Source organism: Georgenia halophila, assembly GCF_039541595.1.
In genome coordinates, this window is record NZ_BAABGN010000013.1 from 641,496 (window position 1) to 657,002 (window position 15,507).

The following is a 15,507-nucleotide window of genomic DNA, read 5'->3' on the forward strand; positions in this document are numbered from 1 at the left end:
CGCGCCTGTGAGTGTTGTCCCAGGCGTCGGCGACGGCGTGCCCTGTACCGGACCCCTTACGTACCCTTGGCACGGTGAGCCAACCGGGAAACTCGACGTTCCGCTACCGCGACAGCGCCATCGTGGGTCTGTCCCACATCGAGGCGCCGCGGGTGGTGACGTCGGCTGAGTTCGAGGACCGCCTCGCGGAGTCGCGGTCCCGGCTGCGCCTGCCTCGGAATCTCCTCGAGCGGGTCAGCGGCGTGCGGGAACGGCGCTGGTGGGACGAGGGCACCGACTTCGAGGACATGGCCGCCGAGGCTGGGTCGAAGGCGCTCGCCGAGGCGGGCGTGGACCCCGACGACGTGGGGCTGCTCATCAACACCTCCGTCTGCCGCAACCAGCTCGAGCCGTCAGTGGCCGTCCGCATCCACGACCGTATGGGCCTGTCCACGCGGGCGCTGAACTTCGACATCACCAACGCCTGCCTCGGCTTCATCAACGGTGTCCAGATGGCCTCGGCGATGATCGACGCCGGACAGATCGACAACGCCGTCATCGTCAACGCCGAGGACGTCCGGCGCACCCAGGAGGACACCATCGCGCGCCTGTCCCACGACGGCGCGACGCGGCAGGACTTCACCGACCAGTTCGCCTCCCTGACCCTCGGCGACGGCGCCGCGGCCGCCGTCGTCGGCCGCGCCTCCGACCGCCCTGACGGCCACCGCGTCCTCGGCGGCGTGGCCCGGGCCGGGACCGAGCACCATCGGCTGTGCGTCGGGTCGTTCGGGAAGATGACCACCGACACCAAGAACCTCCTCACCAAGGGCCTCAAGCTCGTCGTCGACGCCTGGCGCGAGGCCGAGGAGGACAGCTGGGACTGGTCCAGCCTGGACCGGTACGTCACCCACCAGATCTCCACCCCGTACACCAAGGCGATCATCGAGGCCGTCGACCTCGACCCGGACCTGGTGCCGATCACCTTCGACAGGTGGGGCAACGTCGGGCCGGCCGCGATCGCCATGACCCTGTCGGAGCAGGCCGACACCCTCAGCCCGGGCGACCGGGTCATGTGCCTGGGCGTCGGCTCGGGGCTCAACACCGCGATGCTGGAGCTGGCCTGGTGACGTCACCCGACGGTACGGACGAACGCTGGCCCGGGGTCCCGTCCGGCTGGTCGCACCGGGCCACGGTCGCCGGTCACGTGTGGCACTACCTCGACAACGCCTCCTCCGTCGACGGTGCTCCTCGCGGCACGGTCCTCGCCGTCCACGGCAACCCCACCTGGTCCTTCCTGTGGCGCTCGGTGCTCGCCGCGGGCGCCGGGGCCGGGTGGCGGGTGGTCGCCGTCGACCAGCTCGAGATGGGCCTCTCGGAACGGACCGGGGCGCACCACCGCCTCGCCGACCGCGTCGCCCAGCTCGGCGAGCTCACCGACCAGCTGGGTCTGTCGGGACCCGACTGGGACGGCAGGGAGGTGGTCACCCTGGGGCACGACTGGGGCGGCATCGTCTCGGCCGGCTGGGCCATCGACCACCCCCGCGAGCTCGCGGGCGTGACGCTCACGAACACGGCCCTGCACCAGCCGCCCGGCCACGCCATCCCGCTGCTCCTGCGTCTCGTGCGCCACCGGAAGGTCCACGAGGGCGCCACCACCCGAACGCCGGCCTTCCTCGAGACCGCGTTGGCGCTCGCCAAGGGCCTCGACCCCGACGAGCGGACGGCGTACCGGGTGCCCTACCGGACGGCGGCGGACCGCCACGGCGTCGGCGGCTTCGTCGAGGACATCCCGGCCACCCGCGCGCATCCCAGTCACGCGGAGCTGGAGCGGATCGCCACCGGCGTCACGGAGCTGAGCGTCCCGACCCTGCTGATGTGGGGGCCGCGGGACCCCGTGTTCTACGAGCGGTACCTGCACGACCTGATGGCCCGGTTCCCGCACGCCGACGTGCACCGGTTCGAGGGCGCGGGCCACCTGCTGCCCGAGGACGCCGACATCTCCAGCACGATCGTGCGCTGGCTCGAGAGCACCTTCGAGACCCCGACGACGACGGCACATGCCCGGGCTGGCGCGGTGTCGGCCGGGGACGGCCAGGCAGGGGGCACGGCACCGTTCCGGCCCGTGCACGCCGCCCTCGAGGACCTCGGCGCCGAGGGGACGGACACCGCCGGGACGACGGCCGTCGTCGCCCTGGGAGGCGACGGCCTCACCGAGCTCAGCTGGGGCGACCTGTCCCGACGGGTCCACCACCTCGCGCACGGCCTCGCCGACTCGGGCGTGGCTGCCGGGGACCGCGTCGCTCTGGTCATCCCGCCGGGCGTCGACCTGACGACGGCGCTCTTCGCCTGCCTGCGGCTCGGCGCCGTCGTCGTCCTCGCCGACGCCGGACTCGGCCTGCGGGGGCTGACCCGCGCCGTGCGCGGCGCCTACCCCGACCACGTCCTCGCCATCGAGAAGGCGCTCGTCGCCGCCTCGGCGCTGCGCTGGCCGGGCCAGAAGTTCGTCGTCGTCCCCGCCGGTCACGAGGCGGGCTACACGCCGCCGCGCACCGCCCACAGCCGCCGCCGCACCTTCGGGATCGCCGGGTCGATGCGCGAGCTGCTCGCCCGTGGCGCGACCCTGGCCGACGAAGGAGCCGAGCTCCCGCCGGAGCCCGGCCCGGACGACGACGCCGCCATCCTGTTCACGTCCGGCTCCACCGGTCCGGCCAAGGGCGTCGTGCACACCCACCGCGGCCTGGCCGGCATGAGGGACGTCGTCGGCTCCACCTACGGCCTTTCCCCGGATCGGCCGTTCGTGGCGGGTTTCGCGCCGTTCGCGCTGCTCGGCACCGCGCTGGGCGCGACGAGCGCCACGCCGGACATGGACGTCATGGCGCCGTCGAGCCTCACCGCGCCCGCCCTCGCGGACGCTGCGGGCGCCATCGACGCGCACGCCGTCTTCGCCTCCCCGTCGGCACTGGCCAACGTCGTGCGTACCGCCGCGGACCTGACCGACACCCAGCGGGGCGCCCTCGCCCAGGTGCAACTGCTGCTCTCCGCAGGCGCGCCGATCACCTCCGACAGGTTGACCCGCGCCCTGGAGACCATGCCGAACGCGTCGGCCCACACCCCGTACGGGATGACCGAGGTCCTGCCCGTCACCGACATCGCGCTCGAGGACATCCGAGACGCGGAGGACGACGCCGCCGGCCGGTCCGTCCAGGGCGCCGGGAACGGCAGCTGCGTCGGCCGGCCGGTGCCCGGCGCGCACGTGGAGGTGGTGCCGCTGGACGACGACGGCGCCGCCACCGGTGAACCGACCACCGAGGCGGGCGTCACGGGAGAGGTTCTCGTGTCCGCCCCCCACCTGAAGGACCGCTACGACCGGCTCTGGGCGACCCAGGAACACTCGGCGACGTGGCCAGGCTGGCACCGCACCGGTGACGTCGGGCACCTCGACGCTGCCGGCCGCCTGTGGATCGAGGGGCGCCTCGCGCACGTGATCGTCACACCCTCCGGCGTGGTCACGCCCGTCGGCCTCGAGAACGCCGTCGTGGCGGTGCCGCTGGTGACCCGTGCCGCCGTCGTAGGGGTCGGTCCGGCCGGCACCCAGCGGGTGGCGGTCGTCGTGGAGACCGACCGGGACGTCCACCGCGGCGCCCGCGCCCGCCCCGGTCTCGCCCCCGAAGGCCTCACCCGCGCCGTCCGTCAGGCGTGCGCACCGGCCGGGGTCGCTGCTGTGCTCCGCGTCCCGGAGATCCCCACGGACGTGCGCCACAACTCCAAGGTGGAGCGCGCCCGGGTGGCGCAGTGGGCCGACCGGTTCCTCGCCGGCGAGCGGCCGGGCCGGCTGTGAAGGTTCTCGTCACCGGCGCGAGCGGGATGCTCGGCCGGGCGGTCGCGACGTCGCTGCTCGCCCGGGGAGACGAGGTGACCGTGCTGCAGCGCAGCTCGGCCGGGCTCCCCGGCGCACGGGAGGTGCTCGGTTCCGTCGACGACCCGGACGCGGTCGAGATCGCCTGCACCGGGCAGGAGGCGGTGATCCACCTGGCCGCCAAGGTCTCCTTCACGGGGCCGGCCGAGGACTTCCAGCGCATCAACATCCGCGGCACCTGGCTGCTCCTCGACGGCGCCCGGCGCGCCGGCGCGACCCGTTTCGTGCAGGTCTCCTCGCCCTCCGTCGCGCACACCGGCGGCTCCCTCGTCTGCCAGGGCGCCGGACCCGCGGACCCGCTGCTCGCGCGCGGCAGCTACGCCCGCACCAAGGCCGTGGCCGAGCTCGAGGCGCTCGGCGCGGACGGACCCGGCTTCGCCGTCGTCGCCGTGCGCCCTCACATCGTGTGGGGCCCCGGGGACACCCAGCTGGTCCAGCGCGTCGTGGACCGGGCGGCTGCCGGCCGGCTGCCGTTGATCGGCAGCGGTGCGCCGCTGGTGGACACCACCTACGTCGACAACGCCGCCGCGGCGCTGGTCGCCGCGCTGGACCGGGCCGAGGACGCGCACGGTGAGGCGTTCGTCGTCACCAACGGTGAGCCGCGCCCGGTCCGGGACATCATGTGCGCCTGGTGCCGCGCTGCGGGCGTTCGGCCACCGGCCTGGTCGGTCCCGCCCCGTGCGGCGCGTCTCGCCGGTGCCGTCGTCGAGGCGGCGTGGACTTTGCTGCCGGAACAGGTGACGGCCGGTGACGAGCCGCCCATGACCCGCTTCCTTGCCGAGCAGCTCTCGACGGCGCACTGGTTCGACCTGCGCCGCACCCGCGAGGCGCTCAGCTGGGCGCCGGAAGTCTCGTTCGACGACGGCGTGGCGCGGCTCGCCGACTTCTACGCCCAACGTGCCGGCACTGCGGTGGCGACGGATGCCGCACGCTGAGCGGACGGTCCCGACCGGGGCACCGCCGCCGAAATGTTGCGTTCGGTGCCCCGCGCCGGCGGCCACGGTGCATAATCGGGCGACGACCCCCGCGTCACCCGCACGACCGGCGAACGACCACGCGCGCCGCCCAGGCCGCCGCGCCGGCGCCGCAGGAGGAACTTCATGACGGCCCACTCCCTCGTCGCCTTCGACCTCGACGACACGCTCGCGCCCTCGAAGTCGCCGATGCCGCCGCGGATGGGCGCCGCCCTGACCGCACTGCTGGACACCGTCCCCGTATGCATCATCTCCGGTGGACACTTCGGCCAGTTCCGTGACCAGGTCCTCGGCCACCTCGACGCCACCGACGAGCAGCTCTCCCGCCTGCACCTCATGCCGACCTGCGGCACCCGGTACCTGCGGCACTCGGCCGGCGAGTGGACCCAGGTCTACGCCCACGACCTGTCGCCGGAGGAGCGCGCGGGCGCCTACGCCGCCCTGGAGGGCGAGGCGCGACGCCTCGGGCTGTGGGAGGAGGAGATCTGGGGCGAGATCCTCGAGGACCGCGGCTCGCAGATCACCTTCTCCGCGCTCGGGCAGCGGGCACCGCTGGAGCGGAAGAAGGCCTGGGACCCCACCGGCGAGAAGAAGGAGGCGCTGCGTGCCGCCGTCGCCGCACTGCTGCCGACCCTCGAGGTCCGTTCCGGCGGCTCGACGTCGGTGGACGTCACCTGCGCCGGGGTGGACAAGGCCTTCGGCATGACCCGTCTCGCCGAGCAGACGGGCATCGCCGTCACGGACATGCTCTTCGTCGGCGACCGGCTCGACCCGGGCGGCAACGACTACCCGGTCGTGGCTCTCGGCATGGAGACCCGGTCCGTGGCGGACTGGCGGGAGACGGCGGCGTTCGTCGAGGCGCTCGTCGAGGCGCGGCAGGTTGCCGTCCAGGCCTGACCATCCCGGATACGACCCGACCCGGCGTGGACAAGGGCGGGCCGCCTCGGGCTCGGTCGCCATGTCACCGCCTGCGTCTAGCGTCCCGAACATGGACACGACGACGAAGCCACATGTCGACAGACCACGTCTGCCGGAGGGCTACGGCCTCCCCGACACCACCGAAGGGCTCCTGAGCTGGTCCCAGGTCGCGGAGCGACTGACCGCGTCGCTGCACTACTGGATCTCCAGCGTCCGCCCGGACGGCACCCCGCACGCCGTGCCACGGTGGGGCGTCTGGCTGGACGACCGGTTCTACTACGACGGCGCACCGACCACCCGACACACCAGGAACGTCGAGCAGAACCCGGCGGTGACGCTGACGCTGGAGAGCGGCGCCGAGGCCGTCATCGTCGAGGGTAGCTCCGTGGCGACCCGGGCCGACGCGGACGGCCTGGGTACCCGACTGGCAGCGGCCTTCACCAAGTACGCCGACTCGGGCTACCAGCCCGACGAGGACTCCTGGTCCGGCGATCAGGGCGGCGGCCTGCGCGTGATCACCCCCCGACGCGTGCTGGCCTGGTCCGACTTCCCCAAGGACTGCACCCGGTTCACGTTCCCCGGATGAGGTTCGGTCGGAGCGCTCGTACCGGCGCCACGCCGCTGCCGGCCTGTCTCGATGACGTCGCGGCCCGTAGCCTGGCCTAGCCCCTTCCCCTAGCAAACCCGGAGGAGCCGTGTCACGCCGTGCTGCTCGCACAGGTCTCGCCGTCCTGGCGGTGATCGCGCTGGTGGTGGCCTGCGCGCCGCAGAGCACCAAGGTGACCGCCACGCCGACGCGTCCGGAACCCGTGGTGAGTGAGCCGGTGGCGCCCGCCGAGACGGCGGTGCTCCCGGGAGGGTCGGCGCAACAGCTCGCCGCAGACGCCGCGCTGGCATTCTTCGAGTCGGCCCCGCTGGCCGTGGTCGCGGCCCCGGGAACGGACCTGCGTGCCGCATCGATCGCCGTCGCGCTCGGCGTGCCGCTCCTGCGCGGGGACGCGGCGGAGCGGACCGCCTCGGCCCTGACAGAGCTGGGCACCGAGACCGTCCTGACCGTGGGAGACCCCGACGTCCCCGCCGATCTGGACGTCGTCGCAGCACCGGAGGACGACGCCGCGCTCGGCGAGCTGATCCGGACCGACTTCTCACCAGAACCGGTGCCCGCGGGCGAGGAGGTGACGACAGTCGCCGGCCTCGACCCGGACGAGCCGAAGCTGCTCGGCCCTGCGGACAGCGAATCCGGTGAGACGCCGACGGACGAGAAGGGGGAGGACCCGGGGTCGAGCCAGGACTCGAACGAGGATTCGGGCGAGGACTCGACGGCGACCCTGCCGTACACGCAGCGCCCGGATCCGGCCGCAGCGTCCGCCGTCGTGATGTCCACGGGCGAGCCCGCCCAGGCGGGCGCCGTCGCGAACGCCCGTGCGGCCGGCGCCGTCGTCCAGGTGGTGCCGAGCGGCGACCCGCGCGTCAGCTCCGAGACCGTCCAGGAGACCGCCGCGAACGCCCCCGAGGTGACCGTCGGGCTGGGGAAGTCCTTCGGCGACGCCGAGACGCTCGCCTGGCGCACGGCGACCGCGGCGACCGGCACCGAGCTGCCGGGCGGTGGCCAGCTGGTGCTGCCCGGCAAGACGTATGTGGCCATGTACGGCACTCCGGGAACGGACGCCCTCGGCGTTCTGGGCGAGCAGGGCGTCGGCGATACCGTCCGGCGGGCCGCGGACCTCGCGCGGCCGTACCGCAGCCTCACCGACACCGAGGTGGTGCCGGCGCTGGAGATCATCGCCAGCGTCGCGACCGCCGGCGCCGGCCCGGACGGGAACTACTCGAACGAGCAGTCGGTGGAGGTGCTCCGGCCCCTCGTCGAGGCCGCCGCCGAGCACGGTCAGTACGTCGTGCTCGACCTTCAGCCGGGTCGAGCCGACTTCCTCACTCAGGCCAAGCACTACGAGGAGCTGCTCCGGATGCCGCACGTCGGTCTCGCTCTCGATCCCGAGTGGCGGTTACGACCCGACGAGGAGCCGCTCCAACGGATCGGCCACGTCGACGTCGCCGAGGTCAACTCGGTCGTGAACTGGCTCGCGGACCTCACGCGCAAGCACTCGCTCCCGCAGAAGCTGCTGGTGCTGCACCAGTTCCAGCCGCGGATGATCCCGGGCGTGAACGACGTCGATCAGTCCCGGAGCGAGCTGGCAGTGCTGATCCACGCGGACGGCCAGGGCGGCCAGGGCGCCAAGCAGGGGACGTGGTCACGCCTGCGGAACAACGCGCCGGACGTGCAGTGGTGGGGCTGGAAGAACTTCTACGACGAGGACCAGCCGATGCTGACCCCCGAGCAGACGATGGCGGTCGAGCCGACGCCGAACTTCATCAGCTACCAGTGACTCCGCTCAGCCGGGCACGAGCGGGTTGTGCCCCGGCGTCAGCTTCTCTCGCGGGCGCACTGGGCCCGGCGGGTTGCCGTCGCCGAACGGCCGCCCGCCGAGCCCCTCGCGGCCGTGCTCGGTCAGCCAGCCGGAGAGGTCCGGGCCCTGCGGCACGATCTGCGTCGGATTGATGTCCGTGTGGACCACGTAGTAGTGCTGCTTGATCTGCACGAAGTCGATCGTGTCGCCGAACCCGGGCGTCTGGAACAGATCTCGCGCGTACGCCCACAGCACCGGCATCTCGCTCAGCTTGTTGCGGTTGCACTTGAAGTGCCCGTGGTAGACGGGGTCGAACCGCACCAGGGTGGTGAAGACCCGTACGTCGGCCTCGGTGATGGTGTCGCCGACGAGGTACCGCTGGCCGGCGAGGCGCTCCTCCAGCCAGTCGAGCGCGGTGAAGAGCCGGTCGTACGCTTTGTCGTAGGCCTCCTGGGACCCGGCGAAGCCGCACCGGTAGACGCCGTTGTTGATCTCCGTGAAGACCCGGTGCGCCACCTCGTCGATCTCGTCGCGCAGGTGCTCCGGGTACAGCTGTGGCGCGCCCTCCCGGTGGTGCGCGGTCCACTCGGTCGCGAGGTCCAGGGTGATCTGCGGGAAGTCGTTGGTCACCACGGCGCCGGTCGGGACGTCGACCACGGCGGGGACCGTGATGCCCCGCGGGTAGTCGGGGTCCCGCTTGAAGTACGCCTCCTGGAGCCGGTGGATGCCGAGCACCGGGTCTTTGCCGTCGGGATCGAGATCGAACGTCCAGGACCGGGCGTCGTGCGTCGGACCCGGCAGCCCGAGCGAGATCGCATCCTCCAGGCCGAGGAGACGGCGAACGATGATGCTCCGGTTCGCCCACGGGCATGCTCGGGCGGCGACCAGGCGGTAGCGACCGGCCTCGACTGGGTAGCCGTCCTCGCCGTCGGTCGTGATCCGCGTGCTGATGTAGTGGGTGTCCCGGACGAACTCCTTGCCCTTGGCGGTGTAGCGACCACCCTCCTTGTGCTCGGGATGTTCGTCGGGCTGCGCACTCGTCGACTCGTCCACGGCAGCGAGCCTACGACCCACGTTCGCCGAACGCGCCCGGGCCGCTTCGGCGGAACGTCCTCGCCCACCGTGCAGGACGGGCCTCAGACGAACCGCTCGGAACGGTCCCGCGCGCCGGTCGCGCTCGAGTACACCTCGTTGCCGGAGATGAGCACCCGCTCGACGTGGGAGTAGACGTCCAGCGGGTCGCCGGACCAGAGCACGACGTCCCCGTCGAGTCCTTCCCGCAGGGCGCCGACGCGGTCGTCCAGGCCGAGCATCTGCGCCGGGTTCACCGTCAGCGCGCGCAGGGCGACATCCCGGTCGAGGCCCTCCTTGACCGCGAACGAGGCCTGGTGCACCAGGTAGTTGATCGGCACGACGGGCGCATCGGTGGTGATCGCGATCCGCACGCCGGCCTCCGCCATCCGGGCGAGGTCGGCGGTGGCGCGGTCCTTGAGCTCGACCTTCGAGCGGGACGTGATGATCGGGCCGTAGATCACCGGCACATCCTTCTCGGCGAGGACGTCGGCGATCTTCGCCCCCTCGGTGCCGTGGTTGACCACCAGCCGGTAGCCGAACTCCTCGGCGAGGCGGATCGCGGTGGCGATGTCGTCGTGGCGGTGGGTGTGCTGGTCCCAGACCAGCTCGCCGTCGAGCACCTTGGCGAGCGTCTCCTTGGTGAGGTCCCGCTCGAACGGCTTGCCTTCGGTCAAGGCGTGGTCGCGGGCCGCCCGATAGCTCTGCGCGGCGGCGAAGGCCTCCCGGATGATCTTCGCGACCCCGAGCCGGGTCGACGGCGTCTGGCTCTTCTCGCCGTAGACGCGCTTCGGGTTCTCTCCGAGCGCCGCCTTGACCGAGACCGAGGCCTTGATGACCTGCTCGTCGACCGTGCGTCCGCCCCAGGTCTTGATCGCGACGGTCTGGCCGCCGATGGGGTTGCCGGACCCCGGCTTGACGACGGCGGACGTCACCCCGCCGGCCAGTGCGTCGGCGAAACCCACCTCTTCGATGTTGATCGCGTCGATGGCCCGCACCGCAGCCATGTTGGGGCCGGTCGTCTCGTTGACGTCCTGGCCCGCCCAGCCCAGGCCCTCCTCGCTGACGCCGAGATGGGCGTGCGACTCGACGAACCCGGGCAGCACCCATCGCCCGGTCGCGTCGACGGTCGCGGCGCCGTCGGGGACGGTGACGTCCGCGCCGACGGCCGAGATGACGCCGTTCTCGATCAGGACCGTGCCGTTGGCGATCGGAACGCCGTCGACGGGCACGACGTAGCCGCCGACGACGGCGACGCAGCGGTCGGCGGAGGAGGCGGAGGAGTCGCGGGCTGTTGTATCGGTGGAGCTCACGAGCGTCATCCTGCCGCCGGCGAGGTCCGGATCCGGACGGGACGCGCCGCGCGTCCCGGGTGTGGGCGCGTGCGCTTCCTGGCAGGCTGCTCCCAAGGCCCTGGCAGCAGGGCCGATGCCGCAGACGAGCATTCCAGCCAGAGCGGCCGACGAGGAGGGCAGACGTGAGCGAGCCGACATCGGCGCCGGGGCAGGGCACGCCGTCGGGAGGCAGCAGCCCGCGCGGCGGGTCCAGCGCGGGCAGCACCCCGGGCCGGCCGTCGAAGAAGGACAAGACCGAACCTGCATCCACCGGGCGGCAGAAGGGCAACCCGGTGGCCTGGACAGCGCTGCTGGTCGCCGTCGTCCTGACCGTCTGGCAGGCGATCTACTCGCTGACCGTGGTGGGCACCGACAGCGACCAGGAGACCTTCACCTCCGTCTCGTTGTTCATCACGCTCGTCCTCGGGCTTGCCGCCACGGTGCTGGGCATCGTGAGCATCGCCCAGCGTCGTTCGCCGCGGTGGCCGGGGCTGGCGGGGCTGTCGGTGGGGCTGTACGCGTTCATCATCGCCGTCTTCTCCTGGATCGGCGGCCTCATGAACACGGGCGGCGTCTGAGCGTAGCCCTGCCCGCAGCACCGGCGGACGTGCGCGCGGTGAGGCAGCCGAGCTCGATCGTGTCTCCGACGGCGCCTACGCGATGGGCCACGTGTGGACCGGCTCGTTCGCGTGCATGTGCAGCACGTACTGCTCCAGCATCGCGGTCAGCGCCGCCCACCGGTCCATGCCGCGGGCCTCGAACGACTCGGTCGCGGCGACCTGCCACGCGGCGCCGTTGGTCCGCAGCTTCGCCCGCCCCTCGATGACGCCCAGATAGCGGTCGACGGCGTCCGCCGCAACTCCCAGCCGCTCCAGGCCCGCCTGAGCCATCGGCAGCAGCGTGCGGAGCACCAGCTCGTCCCACTCGACGTGCCCCACGCCGGGCCAGTACAGGCGCGACTCGGCGCCGAAGCGTGCGGCGGTGCGGAAGTTCTCCCGCGCCGCGTCGAAGCTCATCCGGGACCACACCGGTCGCTCGTCGAGGACCATGGCCACGCTGACCCCGTAGAAGAACGCGGCGTTGGCGAGCACGTCCACCACCGTCGGCCCGGACGGGAGCACGCGATTCTCGACCCGCAGGTGCGGCCGGCCGTCGACGACGTCGTACACAGGTCTGTTCCAGCGGTAGATGGTGCCGTTGTGCAGCCGCAGCTCGGACAGCTCCGGCGTGCGGCCGGCGGCGAGCACCTCGAACGGGTCCTCGTCGGAGGTCTCGGGCAGCAGCGCCGGGTAGAACCGGACGTTCTCCTCGAACAGGTCGAAGATCGAGCTGATCCACCGGTCTCCGAACGGCACCTGCGGACGGACACCCTGGTTCCGCAGCTCCGGCGGCCGGGTGTCCGTCGCCTGCAGGAACAGCTCGATGCGTGACTCGGCGAGCAGTCGCCGGCCGAAGACGTACGGGGAGTTGGCGCCCAACGCCAGCTGGGGACCGGCGAGCGCCTGGGCGGCGTTCCAGTACCGCGCGAAGGTGTTCGGCCGCACCTGCAGGTGGAACTGGGTCGAGGTGCACGCGGCCTCGACGGCGATTGTGTCGGAGGTGAGCTCGAGCCGTTCCGCGCCGCGGATGTCGATCTCGACGTCCTCCTTCCGGGACGCGAGGATCGCCTCGTCCAGCAGCCGGTAGCGCTCGTTCGCCGAGAACCATGACCGGCCCGGCTCGGGGGCGCGCAACGTCGGCAGGACTCCGGTCATGAGCAGCCCGGCTCCCACGTCGCCGGCGCCGTCGCGTGCGCGGTTGAGGTTCTTGCGCAGCGCCGACTCGAGCTGGACGAGGGACTGGCCGTCGATGCGGCGAGGCTCGACGTTGAGCTCGATGTTGAAGCGTCCGAGCTCGGTCTGGTACCGCCAGTCGTCGATGTGCTCGAGCACCTCGGCGTTCTTCATCGCGGGCTGGAAGTCCGCGTCGACGAGGTTCAGCTCGATCTCCAGGCCCGTGCGCCACTCGTCCTCGAGGAACGTGCCGGAGTCGAGCATCTCCTCGAGCGCGTCGAGGCACCGGCGGACGGCCCGTCGGTAACGCGTGTGGTCGGCACGCGTGTAGGCCGCGCGGCTGACGTCATCGCCCATCAGACCTCCCGCTCCGAGCTCATGGACGGCTCGCCAGAGCATGACAGCGCCGACGGCTGCGCGCACGCGGCGGGGAGACAGTGGACAATGCCATCGATGGAGGACACAGCCGGGGGCGGTCACCGCTTCGAGTGGTGGCACCGCCAGACACCGCTCACGCGGAAGATCATCCGCACGACGGTGGTGCTCCTGGTCTCCGGCGTGGTCGCCCTCACCGTCGGCGTGACGACGGCGTCCACGCGCTCGTCCCTGGGTCCGCACGAGGCCGACTACAGCATGAGCCTGGACAGCCGGATCTCCTTCCACATGGGACCGCTCGGCGCGGTGCTGCTCGAGTCCCCGCTGCCCGGGCCGCTCGGCGTCGAGGTCGTGGTGCACCAGATCCCGACCGACGTCGAACGCGCGACGGCGGAGGACTCGCCGGTTCCCGGGCTGCTCGCCGACCTGTCCGCCTACGGCCAGCTCGTCTCCCACCCCGAGGCGGCGGTCGCCGACGCGGTCCGCGGGCTCGTCACCGACGCGCTCGGCCGGACAGCGGTCACCTGGTCGCTGCTGCTGGTCGCCGTCGCCGCCGGCCGGCTGGCGGCGGGTGGCCACCTGCGCGACGAGATGCGCCGAGCCCTGGCGAAACCCGGTGTGGCGGTGCTCGCGGGAGCGGTCCTGGTGGGCGGGACGGCCGCCGTCGTCGTCCCGGAGGTACGGCGCGACGAGCCCGACGGCTACAGCCCCGACGTGCTCGACGGTACGCCGCTGGAGGGCGCGCGGATCACGGGCAGGCTGGCGGACATCGTCGCCGTGTACGGCGAGCAGGTCCGCGAGATCGTCGAGGAGAACGACGCCTTCTACGACCTCGCGGCGAACAACCTCGCCTCGGCTCTGGAGTCCGAGCCCGAACAGCCGCCAGTGGTCGGTGCGACGGTCGAAGCGCCGCAGACCCCGACCGGGGCCGAGACCTCGCCCGGCGAACCCACGGCTACCGGTTCACCGGAGGCCGACGAGACATCCCCGACGCCGCAGCAGAGCGAGCTCGATCCCGTCACCTTCGTCATGGTGGCCGACCTGCACTGCAACGTGGGCATGGCCACCGTCATCGGGACGGCGCTCGAGCAGACCGGCGCGGCGGCTCTCATCGACGCCGGCGACACCGTCGTCAGCGGTACCTCGGTGGAGTCCTACTGCATCGACGCCTTCGACCGCGCAGTCCCCGACGACGTCCCCGTCGTCGTCGGGACCGGGAACCACGACTCGATCACCACCGCTGAGCAGGAGCGCGAGGTGGGCTGGACGGTCCTGCAGGGCGAGATCGTCGAGATCGCGGGCGTGCGGTTCCTCGGCGACACCGATCCCACGCTGACCGCCGTAGGCTCCGGCACCGTGCAGGAGCGGGAGGAGACCGTGGACGAGATGGGCGAGCGTCTCGCCGAGATCGCCTGCGAGGCCGAAGACGCGGGCGAGGCGGACGGCGAGGGCGGCGCGCGGGGCGTCGACGTCCTGCTCGTCCACAACCCCAGGGCGGGCATCGCGACGTTGGAGAGCAGCTGCGCGAACCTGCAGCTGTCCGGGCACTGGCACCGCACCGTGGGCCCTGAGGTGTTCGGTTCCGGCGTCCGGTACGTCAGCACCTCCAGCGGCGGCGGCGCCGGCGGCGGAGCCACCGTCGGTCCGCTGTCCTCCGACGCCGAGATCACCATCATGCGGATCGACCGGACCACGGGGACACCGCTGGACTACCGCCGCGTGGTCATCGACACCGAAGCCGCCGTGCACCTGGGGGAGTGGAAGCCGTTCCCCGTGCCCCCGCCGGACGGGTGAGGGCCGCATACTGCTGACCGGGACGACGACGCGGCGCCAACCCACACGCCGACCCACACGCCGACCCACACGCCGAGCGGCACATGCCGACACACACGGTGCCAGGAGGACACAGTGCTGACCCGACCTGACGAGAGGGACGCTTCGTGAACGGATCCCGCCACACGCGGATCGGCGGCGCCGAGGGCGCCGGCGACGAGGTCGACGACCACGCCGACGACCCCACCGATGACGAGCTCGAGGCGATCGACGCGGAGCTGGCCAGGCTCGACAAGGCCCGTCCGAGCGAGCACCAGCGTGCCGGTGGCGCGCCCCGTGAGCTCGCCTGGCTCCTGGTGATCGGCGGGTTGCTCGGGCTGTGGGCGGCGGTCGAGCTGGTGCTGTCCGAGATCAAGGTGGCGGGCGACCCGAACGCCGTGCTCGCGTGCGACGTCAACCCGATCATCGGGTGCGGCAGCTTCATCACCACCTGGCAGGCACACGCGCTCGGGGTCCCCAACGCGGTGATCGGCACCGTCGCCTTCTCCGCGGTCCTGACGATCGGCGTGCTGTTCCTCGCCGGTGTCCGCCCGGCGCGGTGGTTCTGGGTGGCGCTCACCGTCGGTGCCGCCGGCGCCATCGGCTGCGTCTTCTGGTTCCAGTACCAGGCGTTCGTCGACATCCGGATGCTGTGCCCGTACTGCCTCGTGGTCTGGCTCGTGACCATCCCGATCTTCGTCAACGTCCTCGCCCGCGCTGTCCAGGCCGGTCACGTGCGCGTCGGCGAACGGCTGCGCCGCTTCCTGGTGCTCGAGCGGTGGCTCATCGTCGCGCTCTGGTACCTGATCGTCGTCGTGCTCGCCGTGGTGGTCTTCTGGAGCCAGTGGATGATCGTGCTGGCCTGACCCACCGTTCTCCAGCACCGCGTCCCGCTGACTGGCGCTCGCCGAGAGCAGGCAGCCATGCCGAGAGCGGATGTTCGAACGACCG

12 protein-coding genes are annotated in these 15,507 nt (G+C 72.2%); 9 read left to right on the forward strand and 3 right to left on the reverse strand.

Annotation, left to right across the window (positions count from 1 at the left end; all coding sequences use genetic code 11):
* The first annotated feature begins 74 nt into the window (after nt 1-74).
* The 6 genes from ABD907_RS19095 to ABD907_RS19120 all read left to right on the forward strand — a co-directional run bounded on the left by ABD907_RS19095 (nt 75) and on the right by ABD907_RS19120 (nt 8,171).
* Nucleotides 75-1,106, forward strand: coding sequence for a 3-oxoacyl-ACP synthase III (locus ABD907_RS19095; RefSeq protein ID WP_345218512.1), 1,032 nt, complete (start codon nt 75-77; stop codon nt 1,104-1,106).
* Nucleotides 1,103-3,817, forward strand: coding sequence for an alpha/beta fold hydrolase (locus ABD907_RS19100; RefSeq protein ID WP_345218515.1), 2,715 nt, complete (start codon nt 1,103-1,105; stop codon nt 3,815-3,817). Before ABD907_RS19095 ends, ABD907_RS19100 begins: the two co-directional genes overlap by 4 nt.
* The gene (locus ABD907_RS19105) at nt 3,814-4,830 is read left to right on the forward strand and encodes an NAD-dependent epimerase/dehydratase family protein (RefSeq protein ID WP_345218517.1); all 1,017 of its coding nucleotides are present in this window, start codon (nt 3,814-3,816) and stop codon (nt 4,828-4,830) included. Before ABD907_RS19100 ends, ABD907_RS19105 begins: the two co-directional genes overlap by 4 nt.
* A gap of 165 nt (nt 4,831-4,995) precedes the next feature.
* Nucleotides 4,996-5,766, forward strand: a complete 771-nt coding sequence (locus ABD907_RS19110) for an HAD-IIB family hydrolase (RefSeq protein ID WP_345218520.1) — start codon at nt 4,996-4,998, stop codon at nt 5,764-5,766.
* 91 nt (nt 5,767-5,857) lie between these two features.
* Nucleotides 5,858-6,373, forward strand: coding sequence for a pyridoxamine 5'-phosphate oxidase family protein (locus tag ABD907_RS19115; RefSeq protein ID WP_345218522.1), 516 nt, complete (start codon nt 5,858-5,860; stop codon nt 6,371-6,373).
* 109 nt (nt 6,374-6,482) lie between these two features.
* Nucleotides 6,483-8,171 (forward strand): apurinic/apyrimidinic endonuclease family protein, encoded by a 1,689-nt coding sequence (locus ABD907_RS19120; protein ID WP_345218524.1) that lies wholly within the window; start codon nt 6,483-6,485, stop codon nt 8,169-8,171.
* Between the two features lie 6 nt (nt 8,172-8,177).
* On the opposite strand, the gene ABD907_RS19125 is transcribed toward ABD907_RS19120, so the two are convergent.
* Both ABD907_RS19125 and ABD907_RS19130 read right to left on the reverse strand, forming a co-directional pair.
* The gene (locus ABD907_RS19125) at nt 8,178-9,245 is read right to left on the reverse strand and encodes a glutathione S-transferase family protein (protein WP_345218525.1); all 1,068 of its coding nucleotides are present in this window, start codon (nt 9,243-9,245) and stop codon (nt 8,178-8,180) included.
* A gap of 83 nt (nt 9,246-9,328) precedes the next feature.
* The gene (locus ABD907_RS19130) at nt 9,329-10,576 is read right to left on the reverse strand and encodes an amidohydrolase (protein ID WP_345218527.1); all 1,248 of its coding nucleotides are present in this window, start codon (nt 10,574-10,576) and stop codon (nt 9,329-9,331) included.
* Nucleotides 10,577-10,740: 164 nt separating this feature from the next.
* Here ABD907_RS19130 and ABD907_RS19135 point away from each other — a divergent pair, with 164 nt between their 5' ends.
* The gene (locus ABD907_RS19135) at nt 10,741-11,175 is read left to right on the forward strand and encodes a hypothetical protein (RefSeq protein WP_345218529.1); all 435 of its coding nucleotides are present in this window, start codon (nt 10,741-10,743) and stop codon (nt 11,173-11,175) included.
* Nucleotides 11,176-11,250: 75 nt separating this feature from the next.
* On the opposite strand, the gene ABD907_RS19140 is transcribed toward ABD907_RS19135, so the two are convergent.
* Nucleotides 11,251-12,726 (reverse strand): glutamate-cysteine ligase family protein, encoded by a 1,476-nt coding sequence (locus ABD907_RS19140; RefSeq protein WP_345218531.1) that lies wholly within the window; start codon nt 12,724-12,726, stop codon nt 11,251-11,253.
* A 96-nt stretch (nt 12,727-12,822) separates the two neighbouring features.
* Between ABD907_RS19140 and ABD907_RS19145 the strand changes: the two genes are divergently transcribed.
* Both ABD907_RS19145 and ABD907_RS19150 read left to right on the forward strand, forming a co-directional pair.
* Nucleotides 12,823-14,538 carry a metallophosphoesterase family protein gene (locus ABD907_RS19145; protein WP_345218533.1) on the forward strand — a complete coding sequence of 572 codons (1,716 nt, stop codon included), beginning with the start codon at nt 12,823-12,825 and terminating at the stop codon, nt 14,536-14,538.
* 146 nt (nt 14,539-14,684) lie between these two features.
* Nucleotides 14,685-15,422 carry a vitamin K epoxide reductase family protein gene (locus ABD907_RS19150; protein ID WP_345218535.1) on the forward strand — a complete coding sequence of 246 codons (738 nt, stop codon included), beginning with the start codon at nt 14,685-14,687 and terminating at the stop codon, nt 15,420-15,422.
* Nucleotides 15,423-15,507 lie beyond the last annotated feature (85 nt).